23 protein-coding genes are annotated in these 23,890 nt (G+C 42.6%); 13 read left to right on the forward strand and 10 right to left on the reverse strand.

The features are described from left to right. Positions 1-335, reverse strand: a 335-nt coding sequence (gene rfaH, locus AACQ21_RS11375) for a transcription/translation regulatory transformer protein RfaH (RefSeq protein WP_105976871.1), incomplete at its 3' end; no start/stop codon positions are given. A 307-nt stretch (positions 336-642) separates the two neighbouring features. Between rfaH and AACQ21_RS11380 the strand changes: the two genes are divergently transcribed. Beyond that, positions 643-2,031: a peptide MFS transporter gene (locus AACQ21_RS11380; RefSeq protein WP_026028125.1), complete on the forward strand. Its 1,389-nt coding sequence runs from the start codon at positions 643-645 to the stop codon at positions 2,029-2,031. A 91-nt stretch (positions 2,032-2,122) separates the two neighbouring features. Here the strand turns inward: AACQ21_RS11380 and hemH are convergent, their stop codons facing one another. The 3 genes from hemH to htpG all read right to left on the reverse strand — a co-directional run bounded on the left by hemH (position 2,123) and on the right by htpG (position 6,074). Continuing rightward, entirely contained in the window at positions 2,123-3,088 is a 966-nt protein-coding gene (gene hemH / locus AACQ21_RS11385; protein ID WP_019280865.1) for a ferrochelatase, read from the reverse strand. Between the two features lie 115 nt (positions 3,089-3,203). Next, complete coding sequence (gene adk / locus AACQ21_RS11390; RefSeq protein ID WP_013857306.1) at positions 3,204-3,848, reverse strand: adenylate kinase; 645 nt, start codon at positions 3,846-3,848, stop codon at positions 3,204-3,206. A gap of 318 nt (positions 3,849-4,166) precedes the next feature. Further along, positions 4,167-6,074 (reverse strand): molecular chaperone HtpG, encoded by a 1,908-nt coding sequence (gene htpG / locus AACQ21_RS11395; protein WP_105976872.1) that lies wholly within the window; start codon positions 6,072-6,074, stop codon positions 4,167-4,169. 258 nt (positions 6,075-6,332) lie between these two features. On the opposite strand from htpG, the gene AACQ21_RS11400 reads away from it, so the two are divergent. The 3 genes from AACQ21_RS11400 to AACQ21_RS11410 all read left to right on the forward strand — a co-directional run bounded on the left by AACQ21_RS11400 (position 6,333) and on the right by AACQ21_RS11410 (position 8,088). Further along, entirely contained in the window at positions 6,333-7,199 is an 867-nt protein-coding gene (locus AACQ21_RS11400; protein WP_105976873.1) for a winged helix-turn-helix domain-containing protein, read from the forward strand. Between the two features lie 10 nt (positions 7,200-7,209). Next, positions 7,210-7,725 (forward strand): regulatory protein ToxS, encoded by a 516-nt coding sequence (locus tag AACQ21_RS11405; RefSeq protein ID WP_181185544.1) that lies wholly within the window; start codon positions 7,210-7,212, stop codon positions 7,723-7,725. Between the two features lie 84 nt (positions 7,726-7,809). After that, positions 7,810-8,088, forward strand: a complete 279-nt coding sequence (locus AACQ21_RS11410) for a SelT/SelW/SelH family protein (RefSeq protein WP_017045494.1) — start codon at positions 7,810-7,812, stop codon at positions 8,086-8,088. Between the two features lie 17 nt (positions 8,089-8,105). Here AACQ21_RS11410 and yfcE read toward each other — a convergent pair whose 3' ends face one another. After that, positions 8,106-8,663, reverse strand: coding sequence for a phosphodiesterase (yfcE, locus tag AACQ21_RS11415; RefSeq protein ID WP_026027494.1), 558 nt, complete (start codon positions 8,661-8,663; stop codon positions 8,106-8,108). 228 nt (positions 8,664-8,891) lie between these two features. On the opposite strand from yfcE, the gene AACQ21_RS11420 reads away from it, so the two are divergent. From AACQ21_RS11420 to AACQ21_RS11435, 4 genes are all read left to right on the forward strand, one after another. Then, positions 8,892-9,806, forward strand: a complete 915-nt coding sequence (locus AACQ21_RS11420) for a TIGR01777 family oxidoreductase (RefSeq protein ID WP_013857312.1) — start codon at positions 8,892-8,894, stop codon at positions 9,804-9,806. Positions 9,807-10,205: 399 nt separating this feature from the next. Continuing rightward, positions 10,206-11,060, forward strand: coding sequence for a thioredoxin family protein (locus AACQ21_RS11425; RefSeq protein WP_105976875.1), 855 nt, complete (start codon positions 10,206-10,208; stop codon positions 11,058-11,060). A gap of 306 nt (positions 11,061-11,366) precedes the next feature. Then, positions 11,367-12,290: an SPFH domain-containing protein gene (locus AACQ21_RS11430; protein ID WP_013857314.1), complete on the forward strand. Its 924-nt coding sequence runs from the start codon at positions 11,367-11,369 to the stop codon at positions 12,288-12,290. A gap of 7 nt (positions 12,291-12,297) precedes the next feature. Next, positions 12,298-12,765 carry an NfeD family protein gene (locus AACQ21_RS11435; protein ID WP_013857315.1) on the forward strand — a complete coding sequence of 156 codons (468 nt, stop codon included), beginning with the start codon at positions 12,298-12,300 and terminating at the stop codon, positions 12,763-12,765. Positions 12,766-12,886: 121 nt separating this feature from the next. Here AACQ21_RS11435 and cueR read toward each other — a convergent pair whose 3' ends face one another. The 5 genes from cueR to zipA all read right to left on the reverse strand — a co-directional run bounded on the left by cueR (position 12,887) and on the right by zipA (position 18,669). Next, a complete protein-coding gene (gene cueR, locus AACQ21_RS11440) occupies positions 12,887-13,306 on the reverse strand; it encodes a Cu(I)-responsive transcriptional regulator (RefSeq protein WP_017043453.1) in 420 nt (139 codons plus the stop codon). A 66-nt stretch (positions 13,307-13,372) separates the two neighbouring features. After that, complete coding sequence (locus tag AACQ21_RS11445) at positions 13,373-14,176, reverse strand: hypothetical protein (protein WP_105976876.1); 804 nt, start codon at positions 14,174-14,176, stop codon at positions 13,373-13,375. A gap of 75 nt (positions 14,177-14,251) precedes the next feature. Next, positions 14,252-15,256: a chitoporin gene (chiP, locus tag AACQ21_RS11450; RefSeq protein WP_105976877.1), complete on the reverse strand. Its 1,005-nt coding sequence runs from the start codon at positions 15,254-15,256 to the stop codon at positions 14,252-14,254. 504 nt (positions 15,257-15,760) lie between these two features. Continuing rightward, complete coding sequence (ligA, locus tag AACQ21_RS11455) at positions 15,761-17,776, reverse strand: NAD-dependent DNA ligase LigA (protein ID WP_105976878.1); 2,016 nt, start codon at positions 17,774-17,776, stop codon at positions 15,761-15,763. Positions 17,777-17,844: 68 nt separating this feature from the next. Beyond that, positions 17,845-18,669 (reverse strand): cell division protein ZipA, encoded by an 825-nt coding sequence (zipA, locus tag AACQ21_RS11460; protein ID WP_105976879.1) that lies wholly within the window; start codon positions 18,667-18,669, stop codon positions 17,845-17,847. 230 nt (positions 18,670-18,899) lie between these two features. Here zipA and cysZ point away from each other — a divergent pair, with 230 nt between their 5' ends. The 5 genes from cysZ (at position 18,900) to crr (ending at position 23,813) form a co-directional block, all read left to right on the forward strand. Next, positions 18,900-19,652: a sulfate transporter CysZ gene (gene cysZ / locus AACQ21_RS11465; RefSeq protein WP_017045817.1), complete on the forward strand. Its 753-nt coding sequence runs from the start codon at positions 18,900-18,902 to the stop codon at positions 19,650-19,652. Positions 19,653-19,809: 157 nt separating this feature from the next. Beyond that, positions 19,810-20,778: a cysteine synthase A gene (gene cysK, locus AACQ21_RS11470; RefSeq protein ID WP_013857323.1), complete on the forward strand. Its 969-nt coding sequence runs from the start codon at positions 19,810-19,812 to the stop codon at positions 20,776-20,778. A gap of 297 nt (positions 20,779-21,075) precedes the next feature. Continuing rightward, a complete protein-coding gene (locus AACQ21_RS11475; protein WP_026027491.1) occupies positions 21,076-21,333 on the forward strand; it encodes an HPr family phosphocarrier protein in 258 nt (85 codons plus the stop codon). A 139-nt stretch (positions 21,334-21,472) separates the two neighbouring features. Continuing rightward, a complete protein-coding gene (gene ptsI / locus AACQ21_RS11480) occupies positions 21,473-23,197 on the forward strand; it encodes a phosphoenolpyruvate-protein phosphotransferase PtsI (protein ID WP_017048016.1) in 1,725 nt (574 codons plus the stop codon). A gap of 106 nt (positions 23,198-23,303) precedes the next feature. Further along, on the forward strand, positions 23,304-23,813 hold the full coding sequence (gene crr / locus AACQ21_RS11485) for a PTS glucose transporter subunit IIA (RefSeq protein WP_010317358.1): 510 nt from the start codon (positions 23,304-23,306) through the stop codon (positions 23,811-23,813). Positions 23,814-23,890 lie beyond the last annotated feature (77 nt).

Here is a 23,890-nt window from a genome sequence, read left to right on the forward strand (position 1 = left end):
ATATTGAACGATGCTACCGGTAATTTTAACTGGTCGAGTAACTTCAATTCCTCGATCAAATCACTGTCCAACTCCTTCGGATGTGAACCAAATCGGATGAAATCAACCACACCGCGAGTAGAGCGCACACTAGTAAAGGTTGGGCCAATTTCAAAATCAAAGTAAATGAACATATAGGAGGGAAAAAGTGGCTCTTTGACAACTTGCCGCTTACCCCGAAGAATTCTCTCTAGTTCAATTTCTGGGTAGAAACATTCGACACCTTGGTTTTCAAGGTGTGCTTTAGCACGCCTCTGATCGCCACGTTTACAATACAACAAATACCAACGTTTCATTTTATTCCTAGCTACTGCTTTTCTTTTTCTTGAATCCTAACACCATCCTCCTCCTCAATAAACGGCTAATAAACTGAACACAAAAATAAACCCTTAATGTCCGAACAAGGCAAATTCAAATAATCAGTAATGAAAGATAAGTTTTCATAACGCAACAAAACTTTGAGCATTGATAGACATGCATTTTAAAAACAATGAGTTAGTTAATAATACCAGAATAAAATACTGATTTTACTCATTGCGATACGCTAAAAGCCCATGTATATCTAAAGCACAATTTTTCTCATCTCAAATACTAATAATTCTTATGACAAACCAACATCAATACTTTGGGCACCCAAGGGGCCTATTTTTACTTTTTGGCACAGAGCTATGGGAGCGTTTTTCGTATTATGCGATGCGCGCCATTTTGGTACTTTATCTTACAGACGCAACGATGAATGGCGGTCTAGGTTGGTCGACTAAAGATGCTCTCGATCTTTACGGCACCTATACAGGGCTAGTCTACATCACACCGCTTATTGGTGGTTACCTTGCAGATAACTACCTTGGGCAACGCCGTTCTATTTTATTGGGTGGAGCGTTAATGGCCATTGGCCAATTTACGCTGGCACTGCCTGCAGATGTGCTAGGCATTGGCTCTCTACACACTTTCTATTTAGGCCTTGCACTGCTTATCTGTGGTAACGGTCTATTTAAGCCCAATATCTCAACAATGGTTGGTGACCTATATAATGAAGGTGATAACCGTCGTGATGGCGCGTTCACCATCTTCTACATGGGGATCAATTTAGGTGCGCTACTTGCTGGTGTGATCTCTGGTTCAGTTACTAACTCATTTGGTTGGAAAGCCGGTTTTGTGGCCGCTGGTATTGGTATGCTGATCAGCCTTGTGATGCAAATGGCAATGGCTCAATCATGGCTTGGTAATATTGGCCGCGAACCAGCAGCTAAGCGCGATCTAAAACTGAAAAAATCAGCAAATAAAGAACCACTAACGAAAGCAGAAGTAGATCGTATCAAAGTTATCCTTGTGATGAGTTTGTTTACTATTGTTTTCTGGGCGGGTTTCGAACAAGCTGGTGGTTTAATGAACATTTACACGCAGCAATACACTGATCGTATGATGGGCGGTTTTGAGATACCTGCGGCTTGGTTCCAATCGTTAAATCCATTTTTCATTATTACTCTTGCCCCTGTATTAGCCGTATTATGGGTAAAATTAGGTAAGCGTGAACCAAACTCGCCAATGAAGTTTGCATTAGCGATGTTCTTCTTAGCCCTAGGCTTCCTATGTATGGTTGGTGCGGTTATGGAACAAGGTGGTGACACTACCGTAAAAACATCAATGCTATGGCTTGTCGGTGCCTTCTTCTTCCATACCTTGGGTGAACTGTGTCTATCACCAATTGGTCTATCGCTTGTCACTAAACTAGCCCCACTACGCCTTGCTTCATTAATGATGGGAGCATGGTTCGGTTGTAACGCAATCGCGAATTATGTAGCAGGCCATGTAGGTTCTCATGTGGGAGAGCTTGGTGCGATGGCTATCTTCAGCGGTATTGCAGTAACAGCAACCATTGGCGGCGTCATTTTACTGTTGTGCTCTAACACGCTCGTTCGTTGGATGCACGGTGCAGAAAGAACCACAAGCTACGCTGAAGAAATTGAGGAGCAACAAGCTCAGTTAGTTTAGCTTCAAATACACCTAGTGGTAATTCAAGAATAATAATGACAAACGGTCACGCTATAGTGACCGTTTTTGTACCAGAAAAGAACTCAACTCATCAGCGTTTAACTAAGGAAGCCATCATTTCTATATGCATTGCCGAATCATTTAGGCACTCAATGTAGGTAAACAATTCTCCACCAGCGTGAATAAAAGTTTCTTTACCTTGCTCAGCTATCTCTTCTAGGGTTTCTAAACAATCCACCGAGAAGGCGGGAGTGATGATATCCAACTTTTTAATACCGCGGCTTGGCAGAGCCTCTAATGTTTTATCCGTATAAGGCTGTAGCCACTCTTCACGTCCAAAAATAGACTGGTAGGTCATGCCGATTTGGTCAGCATTCAAACCAAGTTCTTGTGCCAAAAGTTCTGTGGTTTTTTGGCAGTGCTGTGGGTAGATATCACCGTTATCGGCGTATCGCTTAGGGATACCGTGGTAGGAACAAAGCAAATAGTCACCTTGCCCGTTACGTTGCCAAGAATCACGGACTTTACTCGCCAAAGATCGTATATAAGCAGGGTGATTATGATAATCACGAATAAAACGTAAATTGGGCGTCACAGGGATACGTTTCATCGCTTTGGCAAGGCCATCAAACACGGCAGCCGTAGTAGTACCAGAATATTGAGGGTACAGAGGCAGCACCACAATCTCTTCAACACCACGCTCCAATAATGTGTTGATACCCTCTAAAAGGCTTGGTGAACCATAGGTCATACCAAGTTCCACTGGTGTACCGAGATACTGTTCTAACGCTTGCACTTGGCGTTTAGAGTACACCATCAAAGGAGAGCCTTCTTCCATCCAGACTGATTGATATAACTTAGCAACCTTGGGGGCTCGCAGCGGAAGAATCACACCATGTAATAATGGACACCAGATCCAACGACTCATATCAACCACACGTTGGTCATGTAAAAATTGGCTTAAAAATCGTTTTACTGCCGATGCCGTCGGTTCACTCGGCGTTCCCAAGTTAACCAATAGCACACCCTGTTTTTGATTATTTTGCATTACTTCCATTCATCCATTTCATTGTTAATTATTGAGTACGAATTTGCGGTAGGAAAGTTCATAAAAAAAGCGACCTTTAGGTCGCTTTCACTATAACAAAGTTAACAAGCCTATACCGAGCCAATTATGCTAATGCTTTCTCAATATCAGCGCTAACTTGAGCAACTGGCTTAGTGCCATCAAATTTTAGGTATTTCGTATTACCCATTTGTGCTTCTTTACCGTAGTAGGTGATCAGTGGCGCTGTTTGCTCGTGGTAAACACCTAAACGAGCACGAACGGTCTCTTCTTTGTCATCATCACGAACGACAAGATCTTCACCTGTTACGTCATCTTTACCTTCCACTTTTGGCGGGTTGTAAATGGCGTGGTAGGTACGACCAGAAGCCAGGTGAGCACGACGTCCCGCCATACGCTCAACAATAACGTCATCAGCAACATCAAACTCAATCACATAGTCAACATTAATGCCCATTGCTTTTAAGCCATCAGCTTGAGGAATCGTGCGAGGAAAACCATCGAGTAAAAAGCCCTTTTCACAATCAGCTTGGGTGATGCGTTCTTTGATTAAACCAAGGATGATTTCATCAGAAACAAGTTGACCAGCATCAATCACTGATTTCGCTTTTTTGCCAAGTTCAGTACCTGCTTTAATCGCAGCACGTAACATATCACCAGTAGAGATTTGTGGAATACCGTACTTCTCCATGATGAATTGAGCTTGAGTGCCTTTACCGGCACCGGGAGCACCTAGAAGAATGATGCGCATGTTTAATCCTCTTTAGAAAATTATGATTTATACCGAAGCTCACAACCAGATGAGACTTAAAACCAACGGTAAGTTTCGGTATAACGGTAATGAGATGAGTGAATAATAATTCGGCAAGCAACATACACAGCTTACCGATCGCATTCAAGCGATGCATTCTAACATACAAATTTAAGCGACTAACCAGATTAAGACTAAAGAATATAATCTTGGCCGGATGTTCGCTGCAAGTTTGCCTAAAATATCGCTCGTTCTCAGCAAAGAATCGCTATTCAAAGCAAAAAGCTCGCAGTTGCGAGCTTTTTGTCAGCCAGTTAGCTATTCAACCTTAGTCAAAAGCTGATTAATTGCGGTTAGGAATTGTGACGGATCTTCCATCGAACCACGCTCAGCGAGCGTCGCTTGACCTAATAAAACTTCAACCCAGCGACCAAATACTTGCTCATCCGCTTCATCGGCCATCCGTTTCACTAACGCATGTTCAGGGTTAAGTTCCAAAATATACTTCACCTCTGGTACCGGTTGACCAGCCGCAGCAAGCAATTTTGCCATCTGCGTACCCATCTCATAATCGTCGGTCACAACAACCGCAGGAGTACTTGCCAGTTTAAAGGTAGTTCGAACCTCTTTGACACGATCGCCAAGGTACTGCTTCGTACGTTCAACTACCGATTTAAACTCTTCTTCAGTCTCTTTATGCTTCTCTTTTTCCGCTTCATCTTCGAACTGGCTCAGATCTAGCCCTGCTTTGGTGATGGATTGGAACATTTTCCCATCAAACTCAGTGAGGTAGTTCATCAACCACTCATCAATGCGATCAAACATTAAAATAACTTCGATACCTTTGGCTTTAAACTGCTCTAGGTGTGGGCTATTTTTGGCCGCTGCATAGCTATCGGCGGTGAGGTAGTAGATTTTATCCTGCCTCTCTTTCATCCGTTCAACATAAGCCGCTAAACTAACCGTTTGCTCTGCTGAGTCAACCTCGGTCGAGGCGAAGCGCAATAGGCTGGCGATCTTCTCTTTATTAGCAAAATCTTCTGCAGGCCCCTCTTTGAGTACCAAACCAAACTCTTTCCAGAAGGTTTGATATTTATCAGCATCATTGCTCGCCATACGCTCAAGCATGGTCAATACACGCTTGGTACAAGCATTACGCAATGATTGAGTCACCTTGTTATCTTGTAAAATCTCGCGTGAAACATTAAGCGGTAAATCGTTTGAGTCGATTAAGCCACGTACAAAGCGCAAGTAGGACGGCATAAATTGCGCAGCATCATCCATGATAAAGACACGCTGAACATAAAGTTTCAAGCCTGATTTATGATCACGATTCATCATATCCCAAGGTGCTTTCGCTGGAATATAAAGTAGGCTGGTATAATCGTTTTTACCTTCTACACGGTTATGGCTCCACACCAGTGGGTCAGCATAATCATGGGAAACGTGCTTATAGAACTCTTGATACTCTTCATCACTGATTTCTGACTTAGAACGCGTCCACAACGCCTGTGCTTTGTTGATTTGTTCCCACTGGGTCTCTTCAGTCTCGTTACCTTCGTCATCACGAACTTTGGTTTGGATAGAAACTGGAATTCCAATGTGGTCTGAATATTTAGAAATCACATCACGCAGACGCCATTCAGAAAGGAACTCTTTGCCTTCCTCTCGCATGTGCAAAATGATATCGGTTCCACGAGACTCTTTATTAATACTTTCTACTGTATATTCACCTTCACCTTGTGAATACCATTGAACTGCTTCGTTAGCAGGTAAACCCGCAGCGCGAGTTCTTACAGTGACCGCATCAGCGACGATGAAGGCCGAGTAAAAACCCACCCCAAACTGACCGATAAGCTGAGAGTCTTTAGATTGATCTTGGGATAGTTTAGAGAAAAACTCCGCTGTGCCGGATTTTGCAATCGTACCGAGATGTTCAATGACATCTTCGCGGCTCATACCAATACCGTTATCTGAAATGGTCAGCGTATTCGCTTGGGTATCAAACGATAATTTAACGCCTAAGTTGGCATCACCTTGATATAAATCGGCATTAGACAACGCTTGAAAACGAAGTTTATCCGCAGCATCAGAGGCATTTGAAATTAATTCGCGGAGGAAGATCTCTTTATTGGAATAAAGAGAGTGAATCATAAGATGAAGTAACTGTTTGACTTCAGATTGAAAACCACGAGTTTCTTTATTGGTAGTAGCCGTTTCGCTCATACTAGCTCCATAACATCTGAGTTATTTTCATTCACACACAGAGTGTGCAACCAAGGATGATTTGCTAGTAAGATGAGGCTGGCAATTGTAAATTCAAGGTCAATAATCATAAAAACACTGTTTTTTTCATTTATTTTGATTATGCTTGCCGTAATTTTTATCAAAGAAAATAAAAACTAGCATAATGTTTCATCAATTGCTTCCCCAAGCAGGCTAGGTTGATGGACGGTTAAACATGCCAACAATAAGAAGATTATCATGAGTAACATAGGCACAAAATTCATCCTTGCTAACCGATTCACGTTTGATCCCAATAGTAACTCTTTGCTTGAACAAGAAAACGAACAAGAGGCTGTTCGCCTTGGTAGTAACGAAAGTCGAATTCTACTTCTACTTTGTGAACGCCCAAATGAAGTCATTACACGCCATGAACTGCATGAGTTTGTGTGGCGTGAACAAGGTTTTGAAGTTGATGACTCAAGCTTAACTCAAGCGATTTCAACACTTCGTAAGATGTTGAAAGATCAAACTAAATCACCAGAATTCGTTAAAACCGTGCCGAAACGAGGTTATCAAATGATCGCCTCGGTGACTCGAGCAACCCCCTACTCACAAAAAAACACCTCCAACGAGCCGGAAGAGGAACCGTTACTGGCCAGTGAGTCTATCCAAGACATTGACGCAGATACCACTTCGCTACCCGAAGAGACAACATCCCAAACCGTGACGACAGATCCACTCGCGAAAGTAAAAATAGGGAGAGAAAAGTTAACACTACAAAGCAAATTGATGTTGGTTGTGGCTCTTTTCTTACCTATTCTGGCTCTCCTATTGACTAGCCCTGCACAATCAAAATTTAAACAGATTGCGGTTTATAACAACATCGTTGTGAATACGCCCATCAATCATCCAGACCTAAACAAATGGTTACCTTCTATTGAAAAATGCGTAAAAAAATACAATGAATCACATACTGGAGAACTGGCACCTAAGCAGGTTATTGCGACTGGTGGTCAAAATAATCAGCTCGTATTGAATTACATCCATAGTTCTGAGTTCTCGGGTGAAAATGTCACTTTACGAATTTTAGCTAACCAAGATGATTTGGCCAACGTGTGTAAATAAGGGCATAAATATGAATCCAAAAGTGGCAACTCTCATCTTAGCTATCTCTGCACTATTCAGTAGTTGGTTATACTGGGGCAGTGATTTAAAAATAGAACAAATCCTAACGGCGCAAGAATGGCAATCTAAAATGGTCACTGTGGTAAAACGCAGTCAACAGAATGATTCTGTTGGGCCAATCCGTCGGGTTGATGTCAATTCGAATGTGAAATATTTACCTAACGGTACTTATATTAGAATGTCAAATGTGAAGTTATTCGCCGTGGGTGGTGAAAGTGAAAGTTTCATTAATATCTCAGAAACCGGCACCTGGGATATCAGTGATAGCTACTTATTGATATCGCCTAGAGAATTTAAAAACATTAGTTCTAGTCAAAGTAAGGATTTTACCCCTGAGCAACTAGAATTGATTACTCAATTTTTCAAGATGGATGCTCAACAAAGTCGACGTATTGATGTCGTCAATGAAAAAACATTATTGCTCACCAGCCTCAGCCATGGTTCGACAGTGCTGTTCATCAATTAGCCATCGAGTAATCTGTAACTTCAATGAAGGGTCGAAAAGATCCTTTGTTGCGTATGGCCCTTACTTCTTCACAAAAGGTACACCATGGAAAAAGCCAATATTGAGATTTACTATTGCCGCCAATGTAATTGGATGCTTCGAGCCACTTGGCTAAGCCAAGAGTTACTGCATACTTTTAGTGAAGAAATTGAATCTGTGCGTCTCTACCCTGATACAGGGGGACGATTTGAAATCATGTGCAATGGACAACGTATTTGGGAACGTAAACATGATGGTGGTTTCCCTGAAGCAAAAGTTCTTAAGCAACGAGTCCGAGATATCATTGACCCAGAGCGAGATCTGGGTCATTCAGACAACAGGTAAATCAGATAGCGACCGGTTTAAGAGCTAGTCGCTAAACGATATTGCGCCAGTCCTTGTCCCTCTAGCCCCATGACTTGAAATAATCCATCCGTATAAATAGCGTAGCTTGGAGGGAATTCATTACGTGGAAAGGTCGCGGACCCCGGGTTAACAATAATGACATCATCTTGACCTTGCGCCATAGGGATGTGCGAGTGGCCATGGATCAAAACATCACCTTTTTTTAATGGTGGCCTATTTTGAGCATTATATTGATGGCCATGCGTTAAGAAAAAACGAGTTCCTGACTCCAAAACTACCCAACAAAAATCCATCATCATCGGAAAGTCGAGCAGCATTTGGTCGACTTCGCTATCACAATTGCCTCTGACCGCCACAATATGCGGCGCCCATCGATTCAAGCACTCCGCAACTGCGGTCGGATTATACCCATCGGGAATAGGATTACGTGGACCATGATTTAAAAGGTCTCCTAGCAGTACTAAAGTGTCTGCACCTGACTGTTCAAATAGACTAAGCACTTTTTCAGTAGCAGGCAGTGAACCGTGTAAATCCGAAGCAAAAAACAACTTCATACTTTTATCTCCGTATTTTGGAGCTACAGATTGTACGAATTTCAGCACACTTCGTCATCTTGAGTTATGGATAAACATTGTCATTTATCACCACGAACAATTCACGTATGCTAAATAAGTTTCCTATATTAGGTTAGATGGCAAAAAAGCATCGCCACTTAACCAACACGGCTATCGTTCTCATCACCACCATTTAGGTGATATCGCACAGACCAATGAGGTAGAAACATGAAAATACTATTAACGGGAGGGACTGGCTTTATCGGTAAAGAGCTGATGAAACAGATTTTCACGCACAATATCTACCTCCTCACGCGCGATATAGAGCGTGCTAAGCAGCAGCTCGCCCATGTAGACAAAGGTAGTATCACCTACCTGACCTCCCTAGCGAGTTTAAAAGACGCGAATCAATTTGACGCCATTATCAATCTTGCAGGAGAACCGATCGCAGACAAACGTTGGAGCAAACAGCAAAAAGCGATCATTTGCGCTAGTCGATGGGAAATAACAGAGCGGTTAGTTGAACTCATCCATGCCAGTACTGAACCCCCCTCCGTTTTCATCAGTGGCTCGGCCGTCGGCTATTATGGTGACCAACAGTCTCATCCGTTTGATGAAACATTACATGTGCACCAACAAAGTTTTCCTCATCACGTTTGTGAAAAATGGGAGCGCATCGCACTCCAAGCGCAATCAGAAAAAACTCGAGTGTGCCTATTGCGTACGGGGATCGTGCTCGCTAGCGATGGTGGTGCTTTAAAGAAAATGCTGCCACCTTACCGTCTAGGCTTGGGCGGTCCTCTTGGTAAGGGTGAGCAGTATATGCCATGGATCCACTTATTAGATATGGCACGAGCGATAGCCTATTTATTAGACACGCCACATGCACAAGGTGCTTTTAACCTCTGTGCTCCACATCCCGTACCTAATAAGCATTTTAGCCAGCTATTGGCGAAAACATTACGTCGACCACACATACTATTCACTCCCAAATGGGTTCTAAACCTTGCAATGGGTGAAGCGGCTGTTTTACTGTTTGACAGTATTAGAGCAAAACCTAAAAAGCTAACCGAGCTAGGATTTCACTTCCAGTTTTCACACCTAGAACCTGCGTTGAAAAATATATTACAACATCGTGCTTAACCAAAACTGGCCTATATTTTTTGTGAATAGCAAGGTATACGATAATGACAAAAGCGATACTTATCAGTGGATAAACCGACGGTTGCATAAAGTAGCACAACCAACTTAATTGTCATTAATTCGTAACATTCATGTGACATGATACAAATCTGGATATCCCAGTTAATCCAATACAAAGCGTTACATGTGGTACGACGAATATGACATTACACCAATTAAATTGGCTCAGTGTCGGTGTTGCGCTGACACTATTTTTAATATTATAGACACCTTTGCTTGCCCTCTCTTTGAGAGATAAAAAACGCTACTTTAACGGTAGCGTTTTTCATTTGCCCTTGATATTCCAATTTTCACCCCTATTTCTAAGACTATAAACTTGATTATCGCAAGGAAAATATCATGCAATCACCTTACATCGTTGAGGTCAATCAGCACAACTTTCGAGAGGTGTTCGAACGCTCAGTTGAGACTCCTATTCTCTTTTATTTTTGGGCACCCATGAATCAAGAGAGCGTACAACTCATTCCTGAATTACAAAGCGTAGCGCAACAACACAGTGGCGCATTCACATTGGCTCTTCTCAACTGCCAGCAAGAACAGCAAGTGGCAGCGCAATTTGGTGTTCAAACCCTGCCAACAATCGCTCTGTTTATTAATGGTCAAGCGGTCGACGGTTTAGCAGGTGCTCAGACCATAGAAGCAGTGAATGCAATGTTAAACAAACATTTGCCAAGCCACGATGAAGTTGCGCTACAGCAAGCCTTAACACTGATAGAGCAAACACAACATTCGCAAGCACTACCCTTGCTACTAAGTCTACCTGACGATATGAAAGCAAAAATAGAGGTCAAACTGGCCCTCGCTGATGTGTTTCTGGAAACTCAGCAGTATGAAGCGGCAGAAACAGAACTGGAACGCATCCCACTAGAGTATCAAGATGGTTACTACAAAGGCTTAATCGCCAAACTGGATCTGCACAAGCAAGCCGCTGGCAGCCCAGAGATTCAAGCATTAGAAGAGATTTTTTCCGCTGAGCCAAACAACGCTCATATAGCAAGTGAGTTAGCGCTTCAATATCATCAAGTTAACCGTAATGAAGAAGCTCTCGAGCTGTTATGGTCATTTTTACAAAGCGACCTCAATTGCCTCGATGGCGGGCTCAAAAAAGTGTTTATGGACATTTTAAGTGCTCTTGGACAAGGAAATAGTGTGGCAAGTCTCTATCGCAGAAAGCTGTATTCACTATTATATTAATAATATCAAACAATTAAACTGGAAACGTTCTGCTTTGATTGTTAAAAATCAGTATCAAATCTCATTATTTCATTTGTTCCATATCGATAACTGATAGAGAATGATCAATAGCAAAGCTCAAACGTTGATGAGAATCGCTCCTATATCCAAATGACTTGGAGATACCGGCAGTCGGCAAGTGAGTTCATCCCCATAAGCACAATAAGCTCTATGATTGGGGTGAACGAACTTAGCTAACATAGCGGCCGTTTCAATAGAGAAAGGAACATCAACATTAGGATTATTTAATACTAAAAAGGAACCGTTATGGCTATTGATTCACTCGTCGCCGTTGGCATATTTGTATTCGTCGTTATTTCATTTATCTTTTCTGCTGTGAAAACCGTTTCACAAGGGAGCAATTGGACAGTAGAGCGTTTTGGACGTTACACACACACACTACGCCCCGGTTTAAATATCATTATTCCGTTCATTGATCGCGTCGGACAAAAAATTAATATGATGGAACAGGTGCTTGATATCCCAGCACAAGAAGTGATATCCAAAGATAACGCCAATGTTGTTATCGACGCGGTTTGCTTCGTGCAAGTGATTGATGCTGCGAAAGCCGCCTATGAAGTTAGCGAACTACAACACGCCATTCGCAACTTAACTCTAACCAATATGCGTACCGTACTGGGCTCGATGGAACTGGATGAAATGCTCAGCCAGCGTGACATGATCAACACTAAATTGTTATCGATAGTCGATCAGGCGACTAACCCTTGGGGTGTAAAAGTCACTCGTATCGAAATTAAAGATGTACAACCACCAGCGGATTTAACCGCAGCGATGAATGCGCAAATGAAAGCGGAGAGAAATAAACGTGCTGAAGTGTTAGAAGCCGAAGGCGTACGTCAAGCACAAATTTTACGCGCCGAAGGCCAAAAGCAGTCTGAAATACTTAAAGCTGAAGGTGAAAAGCAGGCGGCTATTCTTCAAGCAGAAGCACGTGAACGCGCTGCCGAAGCGGAAGCTAAAGCGACAGAGATGGTTTCGAATGCGATTGCGCAAGGTGACATGCAAGCGGTTAACTACTTTATCGCTCAAGGATATACCGAAGCACTTAAAGCCATTGGTCAAGCAGAGAACAGCAAAATCATCATGCTGCCATTAGAAGCAACTGGGTTGATGGGTTCGGTTGCTGGCATTGCTGAAATGTTCAACCTGAAATCCTCACAAGATAAGTAGGCCTAACGTGATAGAGCTAATACAACAAATGAATTATTGGCACTGGCTCGCATTAGGCTTAGTGCTTGTTGCATTGGAACTGCTTGGAACTGCTGGGTATTTTCTTTGGTTAGGTATTTCCGCACTCATCGTTGGCCTTATCTTTGCGATGCTCCCCATCAGTTGGCAACTGCAGTGGATGGCTTTTGCAAGTTTATCACTCGTCACGACTTGGTTATGGTGGCGTAAACAATTTAAATCAGACCACGATGGTGACGAGACTCGTGATCTGAACCAGAAACAGAAACAGCTGATCGGACAAACAGCTCGTCTTAAAGAGAGCGTTCAAGAAGGGGCAACTTTTCGATTGCAGCTCGGCGATACGACGTGGACAGCAAAATGCCAGCAAAACCTAGAAGCTGATGTTGTGGTTAAAGTCGTAGATGTCGAAGGAATTGTGTTGATTGTTGAGCCTAAAGAGAGCCAGCCTCATTGAGTAAACATCAGTAAGAAAGTACATAAAAACCAAAAGTGATGAATTGCTTTTGGTTTTTTCATTTATGGGCAGCCAAATTGTAGTGTGTGCCTCGACAGCTCATTAGCTAATGAGCTCATTTTCACACTGACTTGTTCAAGTCGTTATGGCAACACTGCCCCTTCAAATTATCTATGATTGGGCATTCACTACCGCCGTCGCCTGGACATTCGGTAATCCACTCTTCTAGTTGCAACTTAATCAATGAAAGCTCTGCCAGCTTCTGTGATACTTGTTTCAACTTCTCTTGCGCTTTCTCTTTGACTGCAAAACTGGTCCGGGACGGATCGTTGGCAAGGGCGAGTAAAGATTTACATTCCTCTAAACTAAAACCAACGCGCTTGCATCGCGCAATAAGTAAAAGATCATCAATATGTGCTTGTTGATAATGACGGTAACCATTCTCTGAACGAAGGGGCGGCGATATCAGCCCCTTCTCTTCATAAAGACGAATGGACTTAGCGGTAAGTGCTGTTAACTGAGAAACTTGGCTAATATTCATAGTAAGCGTAATACTTAAAAGGCATGGTTTAACCATGCCTTTTATAACGATAAATCGCAAGCTTGATTATTGATTTAGTAACCAGCTCAGAATCTGAGACTTCTCAGCTTTATTCGCTTTCTCATACCAGTACCCTAGCATATCTAATGCCTTATTTTCTGCCGTCAGAGGTTGGCTAATGTTATCTCGATTACTAAACGCCCAGTTTTCAAATATTTTCCGATCGTTAACATCAGCTTCAGCAAACCAATATTGAACCATTTCAATAGGTTTAGTCGCTTGCTCTTGCACTGAGTGAGTGATACTGGAAGGTATCGTTGAACTGCCTAAGGTGAAATTCGCCTCGTCAATCACGGCTAAGAAGTAGGCTTTAGGCACCGAAAATTCTACTTGGCTTTTGCCTGTTGATGAAGTCAGAGTAAACACAACCGAATCCGAGCTCAGCTGATGAATATATTCTTGAGATAATGGAAACTTAAACCATTGCGTCGTCGTGCAATGCTCGGTACAAGTCTCAGCCAATGGACGATATGTTTCTACTTGAAACTTCTGTGATGAGTAAGTAACTGTGTCAAACTGGTCATAATTTTTAAAATAAGTGACATTCATATCAACATATGAATATTCAATATTTACCCCTTCAGATTTAGGGAAATTACCGACATAGCTTAGCTCAGATTTTACAATATCAGGTCCTAAAATTGCCTTAGCTCCTGGTGTAATGTCTTTTGCTACAACTTGAACATAGTTGTGCCTTTCTTTGACATTCTTCGCCACATCATTGAACACACTAGAACTGTCTAAATTACTGCATCCAACGGCCATTGTGATGGTTGAAAATAATATGGTCGTTTTAAATAAATTCATCATTTATGTCCTTGTTTATGGAGTAAAAACACCGGCACAAGGCCGGCGTTTTATTAAAGAAAGGCGAGGTTTGTCAAATTAGAAGCCGTATTCCAAGCCTACACGTACAAATCCTTTCTTATCATCAGAGTTGTATGCATCGTGCTGACCAACACGAATGTATGGCACGAAACCATTTTTCACGTACATCAGCTGTGCAGACAATACTTCATCATCATCATTTTGATCTACACCGTTCACTTCAGAATCAAGGTTAGCTGCATAGCCTACTTTGAAGCCCCATGGGCCGTTCCAGTATTGACCGATCAGAGAGTATTGACCTTGCTCACCTTCTTGACCAGCAACTGTCTTAGACTCACCTTCGCTGTATTTGTATGCACCAGCCAAGCCAAAGCCAGCAGGCAGAGGTAGCTCAAAACCTACGATGTATGCGTTAGAATCAAAGTTTGAACCATCATATTTTGAGTTAGACTCATAACCACCATGCAACGTTACGATATCAGCAACGTTGTAATGGACACCAAAACCTACGTGATCAGAATCTTTAACATCTGTTTTACCACGGCCAGCCGAAACGTTGAAAGTTAGACCACCGAAGGCTGGCGAATCGTAACGAGCGATATCACCTTTACGATCGTAGTGTGCTTTAACGTCGCCACCCCAATCGAATACACGACCTAAACCTGGGTTAGAGTATGGCCAGTCAACAATTTCGTATAGAGGGGTCAGCATACGACCGAAACGTACTTTACCCCAATCGCCTTGCAGGCCAATAAAGGTATCACGTGCACCAAGTGTGCTGCCTTTACCATCTTCACCAACGTAACCCGATTCGATCTGCATGAATACGTTGACATTATCAAACATATCTTTGCTAGCACGGAAACCAATACGAGATTCGTTTTCGTAGTCATAGCCATTATTGTCTTCTTGATAGAAAATAGAAATTGCTGCAACGCCGTACGCTTGCACGTTAAAATCAGACAGCACACCAATTGCACCTGTTTCAGACGCTGCGAATGCACCAGTTGACGCCATAGCAACTGCAGCGCCTAAAAGAGTACGTTTAAACATTTTGTCCATGGAAAAACTCCTAAAAATAGATATAGCTGTTTTTTATTTCCCCCTTAAGTTGGCCGCCGAAGGGAGAAATCATTTCCTATGTTGAAAACCTAAATTAGTCATTAATTTTCTGATTTTCTCTTTTCCTGCATACACATCGTGTATCCATGTCCACTAGACTAACTTCGCAACAGAAAACATCAATGAGAACTTAATTTTTATCTAAAAAAATATGAGCTACGGCAAACTTTGACCAAGTAAGTGATCAAGATCTAATAAGTCATAAAACAAAATATAAAAACAAAAAACTCATTAATTTTCAAAACGATAAAAAAACAATTACACTAATAGCTTGAAGTGCATCGCAATAATAAATTGAAAGAGAGTAAAGCTCTTCTTGATTGGCATCGAAAAAAATGAGGGCTTTTTTTTTCATTACTGGACATTTTAATGTGGCGGTTTGAGATAAAAATAAAGCCTCAAAATTAATTTTGAGGCTTTATGAAGGAAGGGATGCTTAAAAAATTAGCTTTTCATTAACTCAAGTAAATCTTGTTCGCTGCGAATTTCGATCCCTAGTTCTTGCGCTTTTACTAATTTTGAACCGGCCGCTTCTCCGGCAAATAGTATATCGGTGTTTTTAGAGACGCTTCCCGTCACTTTTGCGCCGAGCTCTTGTAGTGCCGCTTTCGCATCACTTCTAGAGAGTTTCGACAGGCTCCCCGTCAAAACCACCACTTTACCAAGTAAAGGGAGAATCGCATCTTGACTCGGCTTTTCGATATTAGGCCACTGGATACCGAGTTCGATCAATTCATTAATCACCCGTTGGTTTTTATCTTGCTCAAAAAAAGATGTGACATGACTCGCAACGATAACTCCAATATCTTGAACTTCAAGTAGTTCTTCATGGGTCGCTTGGCGAATTTTGTCTAATGACCCGAAATGGAGCGCAAGATTCGCCGCCGTCGCTTCCCCGACTTCACGTATGCCCAATGAATACAAAAAACGGGGTAATGTGGTCATTTTGGCGACATTCAGTGCATTAACGATATTTTGTGCTGATTTTGGTCCCATACGCTCTAACACCGTTAGCTGCCCAGCTTTTAGACGGAAGAGGTCCGCGGGCGTGCTCACCATCTCTTTATCAACAAGCTGCTCTATCACTTTTTCGCCTAAACCATCCACGTCTAGCGCTTTACGAGAGACAAAATGTTTTAATGCTTCTTTGCGCTGAGCTTGACACACTAACCCCCCTGTACAACGGGCGACAGCTTCACCTTCAACACGCTCAATGTCAGAATTGCACACCGGGCAGTACTGCGGGAAAACAATATCGACCACTGTATCAGAGCGTCTGTCTAGCAACACAGAAACAATCTGTGGGATAACGTCGCCTGCTCGACGAATAATAACGCTATCACCAATTTTCACGCCTAGGCGCTCAATTTCATCAGCGTTGTGTAATGTCGCATTGCTGACGGTGACTCCCCCCACAAATACAGGTTCTAACTTCGCAACAGGTGTAATAGCCCCGGTACGGCCCACTTGAAATTCAACATCGTTCAGGAGCGTTATTTCTTCTTGGGCAGGAAATTTATAAGCAATCGCCCAGCGAGGCGCCCGCGCGACAAAACCGAGCTTTTGTTGCAGTTCAATATCATCAACTTTAATCACCACGCCATCAATCTCATACGCGAGTTGGGCGCGACGAGTTAAGATACTTTGGTAGTACTCTTTCACTTCATCCATTGAAGAGACTAGACGTGTTTCAGGGCACATCGGCAGCCCCCACCCTTTTAACTGCAAAAAGCGCTGATAATGACTGCTTGCTAACTCAGCGCCTTCAATCACACCAACACTGTAAGCATAAAAATTCAACGGCCTTTGAGCTGTGATTTTTGAGTCGAGCTGTCTCAAGCTCCCTGCGGCCGCATTTCTTGGGTTAACAAAGGTTTTTTCACCTTTTTTGAGTGCTTGTTGGTTCAATCGCTCAAAACCGGCTTTAGGCATGAACACTTCACCACGAACTTCTAAACGAACGGGCCACCCTTTTCCCTGTAACTTCAGTGGAATAGCACTGATCGTTCGCACGTTTTCCGTAATATTTTCACCGACCGCGCCATCCCCACGCGTGGCGGCTTGTACTAACACACCATTTTCGTAAAGCAAACTCACGGCTAAACCATCAAGCTTAGGTTCGCAGCAAAAAGCGTTAAAGTGGGCACTCGTTATCCGGTCTTGCATCCGCTTGTGAAAGGCATCAAGTTCTTTCTCATCAAACACATTATCTAAAGAGAGCATTGGAATTTCATGAGTCACCTGGGCAAAACCCTCTAAAGGCTTACCTCCAACACGCAAGCTGGGTGAATCTGCTGTGACTAACTCAGGATACTGCGATTCCAACTCAAGCAGCTCACGCATCAAACGATCATACTCAGCGTCAGGAATTTCAGGGTTATCTTCTACATAATAACGTACAGCATGATAATGCAGCGTCTCACGAAGTTGGCTTAATTTGTGTTCTATTGTTTGCATCATAATTCTCTCGGATCATGAAAAAAGGCTCCGACTAGGAGCCCTTAATGGTCGATGTTTATTCTACGCGTCTACGCGTTGCGTGCGCTTTTAAACTCTTGGATTTGGCGTCGGTAGGCAGCCAATCGATCTGGCGTCATTAAATTACGCGCATCATCCAATACATTGCCACCTAAATCATCAGCGATTTGTTGAGCGGTTTTAAGCATTAATTTGAAATTTTGATCAGGCTCGCCGTAGCAAGGCAGTGTCATGAAGAATGAGATACCGCGAGTAGTAAACTCCGCAGGATCATGGTGTGCCAACGTACCGGGTTGCATCATGTTGGCAACACTAAACAGCACTTTCCCTGTACCTGACAGATCGGCATGCCGGTGGAAAATATCCATCTCACCATAAAGAAGGCCGTTTTGCTGCATACTGTCAAAAAGCTTAGTGCCGACAAAGGGATCATTTCCCGCACAATGCACATTCAGCACAATAACTTCCATCTCGGCTTCTTGAACGTCGGATTTTTGATTATCGTCAGCAATGACATCATCTTGTTCACTGAGACTTGGGGATTCGGTTTTCATCGATATTGAGGGCACATCATCGAGTTCATCAAGCACATTTTCAGGTTCAAGGCTTGGTGAATAACCGTCAATGAGAGGGTCAACCGCTTCACTAAAATCTGGCTCTTTACGTACTTTGCGAATAATTTCGAAATCATCTTCCGGAGCAAATGAACGCTGGGTCGCAGATTGTGTATCATCGTGATCAACATCAATTTTACCAAGAGGCTTATCCTCAAACTTGGACTTCCCTTCTTTCTTACTGGTCCAAAGACCATGAAATAGCAACGCGGCTATCGCTAGCGCGCCAACAATTATGAGTACGAATCGCAATTCCTGCATGTTTCACTCTCAGTTTCTCGATGCATGGTTATTCTCAGCTTTACCAGCTTGAATTGAACGTGTCACCAACGTGGGTTATATCGGTCTATCGGGGTACTTTACCAAAAGTTTGTACCGATTTAGAACAACTTAATGTGAGAAGTTCAATACATGATGTGATTTTCAGCACGCTTTTCTTCTTCGGCAGGTTGAGTAGAATAGCTTTTTAGCATTGATTAACAGATATTCACATGGATAACGGTATGACACTTAAGCAACGTTCAGGTTTTGGATACTTCTTTTTTGGTCTAGAGCTAGCACTCACCCCCGGCATTCGACGCTTTGTGATTCTGCCATTACTCATCAACATCATTCTCGTCGGCAGCGCTCTTTTTTACTTATTCAATCATCTCAATACGTGGATAGAACAGCTTATTGGTCAAATCCCTGATTTTTTATCTTGGCTAAGTTACGTTTTATGGCCATTGCTCGCGATCACTATCTTAGCCACGTTCTCCTATTTCTTCAGTACGCTGGCTAACTTCGTCGCTGCACCATTTAATGGGCTACTCGCAGAAAAAGTGGAAGAAAGATTAATTGGCGCTCCAATCAACAGCGATGGCATCTGGTCTATGGTCAAAGACATCCCACGTATCCTCGCAAGAGAGTGGCGAAAATTAATCTATACCTTACCCAAAGCAATCGGTTTATTCTTATTGCTCCTAATTCCTGCCTTAGGACAAACCTTAGGCCCTTTGCTGTGGTTCATTTTCACTGCATGGATGTTAGCCATACAATACTGTGACTACCCATTTGACAACCACAAAGTGAGCTTTAACCAGATGAGACACAATTTGAAACAAAAACAGACCAAGGCATATAGCTTTGGTGTTTTAGTGTCGATTTTTACCACCATACCCATTGTTAACTTAATCGTCATGCCGGTTGCTGTATGCGGTGCAACAGCCATGTGGGTTGGTGAATTTAAAAACAAACTGCAGTGATGGTGCGAGGGAGATTCAACCTGCATATCCCTCTATAAGTTATAACTTTTTAATCCTTTTACGTTTTAAGGTTAACACCTATTCTGCATCTGTATCCACTCACGTGTCTTATCAGACCGCCAGGCACATATAACGTGTGTAATAAAGGAATATCGCAATGAGCAAAATTTACGAAGACAACTCTCTGACTATTGGTAACACTCCTCTTGTTCGCTTAAACAAAGTCAGCAAAGGTAAGGTACTGGCGAAAATTGAAGCGCGCAACCCAAGCTTTAGCGTGAAGTGCCGTATCGGTGCCAACATGATTTGGGAAGCAGAAAAAGCTGGCACACTGAAACCTGGCGTTGAACTTGTAGAGCCAACCAGCGGTAACACCGGTGTTGCTCTTGCATTTGTTGCAGCTGCTCGTGGTTATAAGTTGACACTGACTATGCCTGAATCAATGAGTTTAGAGCGCCGTAAACTGCTTAAAGCTTTAGGAGCCAACCTTGAACTCACCGAAGCGGCGAAAGGCATGAAAGGCGCAATTGCTAAAGCAGAAGAAATTGTTGCCAGCAACCCTGAGAAATACTTGTTGCTGCAGCAATTCAATAACCCAGCCAACCCACAAATCCACGAAAAAACAACAGGGCCGGAAATCTGGGATGCAACTGATGGTGAGATTGACGTGTTCGTTGCAGGTGTCGGAACCGGTGGTACTTTAACGGGCACAAGCCGCTACATTAAGGGCCAAAAAGGCAAGGCTATCATCTCAGTTGCGGTTGAACCTGCGGAGTCGCCAGTCATTGCTCAAGCACTTGCTGGAGATGAAATCAAACCTGCGCCACACAAAATCCAAGGTATAGGAGCGGGATTTATTCCTGGCAACCTCGATTTATCCCTCATTGATCGTGTTGAAGCCGTCACTTCAGAAGAAGCGATTGAAATGGCAAGGCGACTCATGGAAGAGGAAGGGATTTTGGCTGGAATTTCATCAGGCGCAGCGATTGTAGCAGCGAATAGATTAGCAGAACTACCTGAATTTGAAGGAAAAACAATTGTAGCGGTACTACCAAGCTCAGGTGAGCGTTATCTGAGCACCGCACTATTTTCTGGCCTATTTACCGAGAAAGAGAACCAACAGTAATAGGTGGTTAAATCAAATTTTCGTTTAAAAAAGCCCCATACAGGGGCTTTTTTGTTGATCCTTGCCTCACCTTTGGTAATATCACCTCGTTTTATTTTAAGCTTCGAAATAAAGAAGTCAGAAACGTATTAACTATAATGACGAATGACAACATAGATTGAAATCGTGATTATGAAATTTAAATCAGTATCAGCTATGACACTAAAACAGCGTTACTCTGCTAGCAGAACCGTTGATTAGCAGTTAAGCTGTTCTGGTGAAGAAACTAACAAAAATAAATCAATTGGGGTATATAACATGTACGAGAAGCAAGTAGAAATCACTGCAGAAAACGGCCTTCACACTCGTCCTGCTGCGCAGTTCGTTAAAGAAGCAAAAGTATTCGATGCAGACATCACAGTGACTTCTAACGGCAAAAGCGCAAGTGCTAAGAGCCTATTCAAACTTCAAACTCTTGGCCTAGTAAAAGGTACCGTTGTGACTATTTCTGCTGAAGGCCCTCAAGCTAAGCAAGCGGTAGATCACCTAGTTGCTCTCATGGACCAACTACATTAATCCGGTCCACTATTTTCAAAGCCATTTTGTGAAAACAAAATGGCTTTGTTGGAAATAGTCTACATTTTGAGCTACTAATTACCGTTAGCGCAATAGTCCACATTCTCCCGTTTACAGTTGACCAATTTAAGGTAACGCTATGATTTCAGGCATCCTAGCATCTCCAGGCATTGCTTTTGGTAAAGCACTGCTACTTCAAGAAGATGAAATTGTCCTAAATACTCACTCTATTTCAGATGACCAAGTAGAAGCAGAAGTTCAGTGTTTTTATGACGCTCGTAACAAATCTTCTGCTCAGCTAGAAGTGATCAAACAAAAAGCACTTGAAACATTTGGTGAAGAAAAAGAAGCCATCTTTGAAGGCCACATCATGTTGCTTGAAGATGAAGAGCTAGAAGAAGAAATTTTAGCACTCATCAAAAATGACAAAATGCATGCAGACAACGCGATCTATACCGTGATCGAAGAGCAGGCTGCTGCCCTAGAATCTCTTGATGATGAATATCTCAAAGAACGCGCGACAGACATCCGCGATATCGGTACGCGCTTTGTTAAAAATGCTCTCGGCATCAATATCGTTTCACTGAGTGATATTAACGAACAAGTAATTCTTGTTGCTTATGATTTAACGCCTTCTGAAACTGCACAAATCAATCTTGATTACGTGCTGGGTTTTGCTTGTGATATCGGTGGTCGTACATCTCATACTTCAATCATGGCACGTTCACTTGAGCTTCCAGCGATTGTTGGTACTAACGACATCACTAAGAAAGTAAAGAATGGCGACATGCTTATTCTTGACGCCATGAACAACAAAATCATCATTAATCCTTCAGAAGCACAGCTTGAAGAAGCGAAAAAAATTCGTGATGATTTTGCTGCGGAAAAAGAAGAGCTCGCAAAACTAAAAGACCTACCTGCTATCACACTCGATGGCCACCAAGTTGAAGTATGCGGTAACATCGGCACAGTAAAAGACTGCGATGGTATTTTACGCAACGGTGGTGAAGGCGTTGGCTTATATCGTACTGAGTTTTTATTCATGGACCGCAGCGCACTACCAACTGAAGATGAGCAATACCAAGCTTATAAAGAAGTTGCAGAAGCGATGAGTGGTGAAGCGGTGATTATCCGTACCATGGATATCGGTGGTGATAAAGATCTTCCGTACATGGATCTACCAAAAGAGATGAACCCATTTTTGGGCTGGCGCGCGATTCGCATCAGCTTAGACCGTCGTGACATCTTACGAGATCAGCTTCGTGGCATTCTGCGTGCATCTGCGCATGGTAAACTGCGTATTATGTTCCCGATGATCATCTCTGTAGAAGAAATTCGTGAGCTTAAAAACGCCATTGAAGAATACAAAGAAGAACTTCGCACTGAAGGCTTAGCGTTCGATGAAAATATCGAAATCGGCGTTATGGTTGAAACACCAGCGGCAGCGGCAATTGCGCACCACTTGGCAAAAGAAGTGTCATTTTTCTCTATCGGTACCAATGATTTAACCCAATACACTCTTGCGGTTGACCGTGGTAACGAAATGATTTCACACCTGTATAACCCACTTTCTCCAGCGGTTTTAACCGTGATTAAGCAAGTGATTGATGCTTCACACGCTGAAGGTAAATGGACGGGTATGTGTGGCGAGTTAGCGGGTGATGAACGTGCAACGCTACTTCTACTTGGTATGGGACTCGATGAATTCTCTATGAGCGGTATCTCTATCCCTAAAGTGAAGAAAGTGATCCGCAACTCAAACTTCGCCGAAGTTAAAGCGATGGCAGAAGAAGCACTCTCTTTCCCAACCGCAGCTGAAATCGAAGCTTGTGTGGAAAAATTCATCGCAGAGAAAACGCAATAATTCGCTAATACCAATGACATAGACGACTAAAAATAGGTCGTCTATTGTTGGCGATTGGTATACTATAATTCGACAGAATAAAATTAAACGTTAGGAGCATGACACAATGGGTCTGTTTGATAAACTTAAGAAGCTTGTATCTGACGACAGCTCAGATGCAGGTGCGATTGAAATTATTGCCCCTCTTTCTGGTGAAATCGTCAATATCGAAGATGTGCCAGATGTTGTTTTCGCTGAGAAAATTGTTGGTGATGGTATTGCGATTAAACCATCAGGCAACAAAATGGTAGCTCCAGTTAACGGCACTATCGGTAAGATTTTCGAAACTAACCATGCGTTTTCAATCGAGTCTGATGACGGTGTTGAGTTATTCGTTCACTTTGGTATCGACACAGTTGAGCTAAAAGGTGAAGGTTTTACTCGTATCGCTCAAGAAGGCCAAGCGGTTAAAGCAGGCGATACTGTTATCGAATTCGACCTAGCGCTTCTTGAAGAGAAAGCAAAATCAACACTAACACCTGTTGTTATCTCTAACATGGACGAAATCAAAGAGCTGAACAAGCTTTCTGGCACCGTCGTTGTTGGTGAAACACCGGTTCTACGTGTAACTAAGTAATTCGTTAAAATTTTTATTATTTAAAAAAACGCTGCTGATTTGCAGCGTTTTTTGTTTCTACAAAAACAGCTCAAATC

This window comes from Vibrio sp. V01_P9A10T6, from assembly GCF_963877065.1.
Lineage (GTDB): Bacteria > Pseudomonadota > Gammaproteobacteria > Enterobacterales > Vibrionaceae > Vibrio > Vibrio anguillarum.